Origin of the sequence: Neiella holothuriorum (assembly GCF_019457915.1) — a bacterium.
GTDB classification, from domain to species: Bacteria; Pseudomonadota; Gammaproteobacteria; order Enterobacterales; family Neiellaceae; genus Neiella; species Neiella holothuriorum.
Genome location: NZ_JAHZSS010000037.1, coordinates 1 through 6,148, shown reverse-complemented (window position 1 = coordinate 6,148; position 6,148 = coordinate 1). Strand labels below are relative to the sequence as shown.

Annotated in this window: 5 protein-coding genes, 1 tRNA gene and 1 riboswitch; all 6 genes read right to left on the bottom strand. The window is 47.2% G+C overall.

What is annotated here, in order from left to right; genetic code table 11:
- Positions 1–92 precede the first annotated feature (92 nt).
- Positions 93–659, bottom strand: coding sequence for a D-glycero-beta-D-manno-heptose 1,7-bisphosphate 7-phosphatase (gene gmhB / locus K0504_RS18205; protein ID WP_220105588.1), 567 nt, complete (start codon positions 657–659; stop codon positions 93–95).
- Positions 659–2,224 (bottom strand): transcriptional regulator TyrR, encoded by a 1,566-nt coding sequence (gene tyrR, locus K0504_RS18200; protein WP_220105587.1) that lies wholly within the window; start codon positions 2,222–2,224, stop codon positions 659–661. The genes gmhB and tyrR overlap by 1 nt, the downstream gene beginning before the upstream one ends.
- Before the next feature lie 347 nt (positions 2,225–2,571).
- A tRNA-Ser gene (locus K0504_RS18195) sits at positions 2,572–2,659 on the bottom strand.
- Positions 2,660–3,314: 655 nt separating this feature from the next.
- Positions 3,315–4,349 carry a quinolinate synthase NadA gene (gene nadA / locus K0504_RS18190; RefSeq protein WP_220105586.1) on the bottom strand — a complete coding sequence of 345 codons (1,035 nt, stop codon included), beginning with the start codon at positions 4,347–4,349 and terminating at the stop codon, positions 3,315–3,317.
- 83 nt (positions 4,350–4,432) lie between these two features.
- Complete coding sequence (napF, locus tag K0504_RS18650) at positions 4,433–4,924, bottom strand: ferredoxin-type protein NapF (RefSeq protein WP_225918228.1); 492 nt, start codon at positions 4,922–4,924, stop codon at positions 4,433–4,435.
- A 2-nt stretch (positions 4,925–4,926) separates the two neighbouring features.
- Positions 4,927–5,904: a GTP 3',8-cyclase MoaA gene (gene moaA, locus K0504_RS18180; RefSeq protein WP_220105584.1), complete on the bottom strand. Its 978-nt coding sequence runs from the start codon at positions 5,902–5,904 to the stop codon at positions 4,927–4,929.
- Positions 5,893–6,039: riboswitch (molybdenum cofactor riboswitch) on the bottom strand. (Overlaps the previous gene by 12 nt.)
- Positions 6,040–6,148: the final 109 nt, after the last annotated feature.

The following is a 6,148-nucleotide window of genomic DNA, read 5'->3' as shown; positions in this document are numbered from 1 at the left end:
AACTTTAGTTCGTTGCCGTTCCCCGTTGCTGTGGGGGCGCATTATAGGGAGTCTTTGAATTCGGTCAAGGGCTTTTTGTGATAAATTTCTATTTATTTTGAGTTGGTCAAAATCCAGTCAGTTGCAGCCAAAAAATCGTCTGCTACAAAGCTCGCTTTTTGGATGCCCTCATCGGTAAGAACCTTGCCCGTGGCAATTAGCACTTGTCCGATGACGCCCGCCTGTACCGCGGCTTCTAAATCAGAAGGCCGGTCACCGACCATATAACTTTTTGAGAGATCAAGGCTTAGGTCTTTACTCGCTTCTAGTAGCATGCCCGGCTTAGGTTTACGGCAGTCACAGTCTTTGCTGTATTGCTTGATTTCACCGAGTTGGTGGTGAGGACAAAAGTAAACACCATGAAAGTGTACGCTTTGTGTGGCTAATAACTCTAATAGTCGCTCGGTAAACCGTTGGTAATCACTCTTAGTGTAGAGGCCACGAGCGATGCCAGACTGGTTGGTAACAATCACCAATTTGAATCCGGCCTCGATTAACCGGCGACAGCCTTTCGCCACACCAGGCAGAATGACTAAGTCTTCCACTTTATGGGTATAACCGGTATCGAGATTAATCACGCCGTCTCGGTCAAGAAAGACGGCGGGTGATGGCGCAGACATTAGGTAATCGTCTTTTTGTTAATACCGTATTCGCGAAGCTTGTTGGCAATCGCCGTATGCGACACGCCTAATTTACGCGCTAGTTGTCGGGTGCTTGGATACGAGGGATACAAACGACGCAACAAATTGCTCTCGAAACGTTTGACCGACTCTTCGAGTGTTCCTTCTATAGGCTGATCATAATAACCCGAGCCGCTGGCATATGAGGGTAATTGAAGATCCTCAGCAACAAGCTCGTTGCCTTCTAACAAACTAATGGCTCGATAAAGAGCATTTTCTAACTGACGTACATTGCCCGGCCAAGGGTATTGCATCATGTAATCGCGGCAAGATTTACTAATCAATGCCGACGGTCGCCCCGTCTGTGCACAGAATCGCTCAATGAAACGTTCGGCCAACGGCAGAATGTCTGATTTACGTTCACGTAATGGTGGCACAACAAGACACAACACATTCAATCTGTAATACAAATCCTCTCGGAATTCAGACTTTTGCACCATGTCGGGTAAGTCTTTCTGGGTCGCGCAGATGATACGAACATCAACTTTGACTTCATCTTCATCACCCACACGGCGGAAAGTACCATCTTGTAAGAAGCGCAGGAACTTGGCTTGCAGAGATGGCGACATTTCACCGATCTCATCGAGGAATACGGTTCCGCCGGCGGCTATTTCGAGCACACCGCGCTGTGCTTCACCCGCGCCTTCAAACGCATTTTCGCCATGGCCAAATAATTCACTTTCGGCAACGTTGTCTGGTAGCGACGCACAGTTCAGGGCAACAAAAGGTTTGCCGTCACGGAAGCTAAACTCATGACACGCTCGCGCTAACAGCTCTTTACCTGTTCCTGTTTCGCCTTGAATAAGTAACGGCGCATCAAGTTGCGCCATTTTCCGCGCTTGTGCCAATACTTGTTTCATTTGCTGACTTTGGCCATAAATGCGCTCAAACCCGTCGCCGCTTTGTTTCTGATAGGCGTGAACTTGTTCGCCCAGACGATCGGTCGACTTCATGACTAAAACAGCACCAGCAAGCACTTGCTGACTGGGCAAGTTTTCATCTTCAGCGACACGAATAGGCAAAATATCAGCCAAATAAGTGCGTTGATTCATCGTCACTTTCGAATTCCGAGAATCGGCTTGGTCGTCATCTAACCAACGTTGGAAAGAAAAGCCATGGACGAATTGATTAATTCCTTGGCCCTGCAGTTTTTCAAGAGAGCTACGTAACGCAATAACGCCTGCTTCGTTAGCAAGCACAATACGTCCACGACTATCGAGTGAGAAAACAGGATCAGGCAAGGTACGCAAAATTGTATTTAGTTCGTGGGTATTTCGTTCCGAGGGAGTAAATGGAACGGTTCGTACATCTTCAACGCCATCAATGCGGCGGATCTCAGGCAACAACATTTGTAGCTCTGAGAACTCTAACTTGCGGAAATTAAGAAAAATATTACGGTTAACGTCAGATTCGATGCCTTTTAAATTCATGCCATGTTTAACCATGATAGAAAGAATTTCTTCGGCGATCCCCAGACGATCTTCACAGATGACTTCAAGTCTCATGAGTGATTAACAAGCCTTAAGCGAGGTTTATACGAAAGCTGTAAACTGCTCTGTAAATAAAACAGTACGGAAACGGAAAAATACCCACAAAACACGGATTTGTAAAGGATTCCATCCAGACAAAACATATCAAAACTCAAACAAAGCCCAAATATAGGCAAGCGTTTTGCTAGAAGAGAACCACACCACGTTGATTTAATGAGACTTATTTACTTTGCCTATTCAACTAAAGCCAGTAAACAAACGCTCTAAAAAGCTTTCTAGCCTAAATTGAATCACGCGATTCAATACCACCACACAAACGTCAAAAAGCAAAAAGCCCAGCAACAGCTGGGCTTTTTAAATAATGGCGGAGAGGGAGGGATTCGAACCCTCGATACGTTGCCGTATACACACTTTCCAGGCGTGCTCCTTCAGCCACTCGGACACCTCTCCACGCTAAAAACTGATTGTCTGCTTTTTTACCCATGTAGCTCATGGTTTGTGTAAGGCTGGCTGAGAGCACGCTAAGCGTTGCTCATTTCCGGACGCTACGCTTTGCAGCCACTCGGATACCTCTACACACTAAAAACTGATTGTCTGCTTTTTTAGCCATGTAGCTCATGGTTTGTGTAAGGCTGGCTGAGAGCACGCTAAGCGCTGCTCATTTCCGGACGCTACGCTTTGCAGCCACTCGGACACCTCTCCACACTAAAACTGATTGTCTGCTTTTTAATGTGTAGCCCACAGCCAATGGAAGGCTTAACCCCAAAGGCCGCGGTATATTAAGGAAAAGCCCTAGCCTCGTCAACGAGTTCTCAGGCATTTATTTTGTTTAGCTAACGAGTTGTTGCTCTAAGCAGGTCTTAGCAGGTACAGATTCAGCCGACTCGGTTACTTCTTGTTCAGCTGTAGGTGTTTCGCCCATTGCATCCACTGGAACAATGTCATATTGAAGTATGCTTGGGTATCAAGCCATACATCGTCATTATGCGCTTAATTATGGCGTTCATATACACTTTGCTGCGCTGCTATTGAAGCACAGAAAAGCTATCAAACTTGTCATACGACATTCACAGAAATCAAAAAACTGTTATGTCATTTAAAACGATTACCGGCTGACCTGGAAGTTAAGCATCCGGTTAAGAGGTACAAGCGCTTTTTGGCGAATAGACTCATCAACAAAAACCTCACGACCAGTTCCGTCGAGCAGTGCTTCTTCTATCGCCAGTAGGCCGTTCATTGCCATCCAAGGGCAATGGGCACAGCTGCGGCAAGTCGCTCCTTGGCCGCCTGTAGGTGCTTCAATGAACGTCTTAGTGGGTGAGAGTTGCTGCATTTTATAAAAAATACCGCGATCAGTGGCAACGATGAAGGTTTCGTTGTCGAGCTCTTGGCTGGCCTTAATGAGCTGACTGGTTGAGCCAACGGCGTCGGCCATATCGACAACGCTCTCTGGTGATTCAGGATGAACCAGAATCGCAGCCTCAGGGTGTTCAATTTTTAATTGGCGAAGGGCATTAGACTTAAACTCATCATGGACAATACAGGCACCTTGCCACAACAGCATATCGGCACCGGTTTGCTTAGCCACATAGCCACCTAAGTGCTTGTCTGGCGCCCAAAGTATTTTCTCGCCTTCGCTATCGAGATGGTCGACAACATCCAAAGCAATACTCGAAGTCACAACCCAATCAGCGCGCGCTTTAACGGCAGCGGAAGTATTGGCATAGACCACGACGGTGCGATCGGGGTGTTGGTCGCAAAACTGGCTAAATTCATCGGCATCACAACCTATGTCCAAAGAACAAGTCGCTTCGAGCGTTGGCATAATGACTTTCTTTTCTGGCGTTAAGATCTTTGCGGTTTCGCCCATGAACTTAACACCGGCAACCAATAACGTCGATGCAGGATGTTGATTACCAAAACGAGCCATCTCTAGCGAGTCGGCCACGCAGCCACCTGTCGCTTCAGCCAGCGCTTGAATGTCATTGTCGGTGTAGTAGTGCGCAACTAATACCGCATCTTTCTCAATTAATAAGCGCTTAATTCGCTCGATTGCCGCATCGCGCTCAGCATCACTCAAACGTTTCGGTTTGGGTGGGAAAGGAAAGGTAGGCGATAACACGTCTAACACGTCGTTCATGGCGGACTCCGGCAACTACGGACAACTGGGTGAATAATTTAGCGCAGGGATTATACGCGAAAATAACAAAAATAAATAAGGCTTCAACCGACTTGTTTAGCCTCAAGAGCATTCGTAGGGCAAGGACTTATGCAGGCGCCACAGCCATTACATATTTCTGTGTTCAAACTGGGCACAAAATGCCCCCCTATTTGCGGTTTAAACTGAATCGCACGTGTTGGGCAATATTCACCACAACTTCGGCATGCTACACCTTGATGAGCCAAGCATGCGCCGTCATTTAGCGTCAGCTGCCACTGCCATGGTTGCTCGTTTAAGGATAAGGCGTTATCCGTGCACGCAACAACACAACGTTCACACAGTTCACACTCGCCCGCACCTTTCGAAAAGTCAATTTCAGGAAAACCACCAGAGCCTTTGACAATTATGTTGGTTGGGCAAACCTCAACACAATCTCCGCAACGACTACAGCTGTCGGTGAAATCCGCTTCTGCAACGGCCCAAGGTGGGCGTATGATCAACGTCTTAGCAACTCGACCTCGTAGCAATGCTCGCCTGGCAGGATCGGCGGCCATCATTAACCACCAATAGATGCTAAATGCTTGGTTGAGCCAACTTGATGCTCTGGCAGGTAATGACTGGCATGTTTCTCAACCAGCAACGCCTGCAATCTATTTTTCAATTGTGAGATGTCTTTATCTGACTGCATCAGGTCGCGAACACTTAGTCCGTGCTCGGTAAATAAGCACAGGTGTAAATCGCCTCTGGAAGACATACGCAAGCGATTACAGCTTGCACAAAAATCTTTGCTGTACGGCATAATGACGCCAACCCGGCCTTGCCAGTCAGGATGGTAATATTCTTGCGCGGGGCCAGCCGATAGGCTCCGTGTCACCGGCAGCCAGCCTTTACTTTGTAGCTCAGCAACAATGGACTCGCCGGAGCTATGATGGCGTTTGAAAAATGCTCGGTTGTCACCCGTTTCCATCAGCTCAATAAAGCGTAAGCACAGATCTTTGTCTTTCAACCAATCGATATAACTATCAAGTTCGTGATGGTTAATGCCTTTCATTCGAACGGCATTAAGTTTGATGGCATCAAATCCCATCTGCTGTGCTTGTTCGAGCGCAGCCAGAATATCGGTAAGCGAATTGTGACCTGTAATTTGATGAAACACATGAGGGTTAAGGCTATCAACACTAACATTAATGGCATTCAAGCCAGCTGCATCCCAACTGTCGAGATAGCGCGCCATTTTGTGGCCATTGGTGGTTAGTGCAACTTTTCGGATCCCTGGCGTGTTTGCACATTGCTCAATGATTTGGGGGAGATCTTTACGTAACGTAGGTTCGCCACCGGTAATACGGATCTTTTCGACCCCCAATTCGGCAAACGCTCTCACGACGCGACGTATTTCATCAAGATTTAGAAAATCTCGGTCGCCATCGCACTGATAGCCATCAGGCAAACAATAGTTACAACGGAAGTTGCATACATCGGTAATCGACAGCCGCACATAGTGGAACTGCCGACCAAAAGAGTCGGATAGTGACATGTTACCCCTTTCCAAGCACGGGAGGCTGAACCTTTTCAAATTCAACCCGGTGACACGACTTAAGGTCACGGCGCCACTACCATATAAAACAAATTGTTAAACGTAGGCAGAAACGCTTCGGAGCGATAAATTGTCTTTGGAGTGTAGCGCGACAGGGCGTCAATGTAAAAGTGGTGGGTTGTGCAGGATTCGAACCTGCGACCAATTGATTAAAAGTCAACTGCTCTACCAGCTGAGCTAACAA

Excerpts from the sequence above, each read along its gene's own strand:
- tyrR (WP_220105587.1), bottom strand. The coding sequence starts at position 2,224 with ATGAGACTTGAAGTCATCTGTGAAGATCGTCTGGGGATCGCCGAAGAA.
- nadA (WP_220105586.1), bottom strand. The coding sequence starts at position 4,349 with ATGAACGACGTGTTAGACGTGTTATCGCCTACCTTTCCTTTCCCACCC.
- napF (WP_225918228.1), bottom strand. The coding sequence starts at position 4,924 with ATGGCCGCCGATCCTGCCAGGCGAGCATTGCTACGAGGTCGAGTTGCT.
- moaA (WP_220105584.1), bottom strand. The coding sequence starts at position 5,904 with ATGTCACTATCCGACTCTTTTGGTCGGCAGTTCCACTATGTGCGGCTG.
- gmhB (WP_220105588.1), bottom strand. The coding sequence starts at position 659 with ATGTCTGCGCCATCACCCGCCGTCTTTCTTGACCGAGACGGCGTGATT.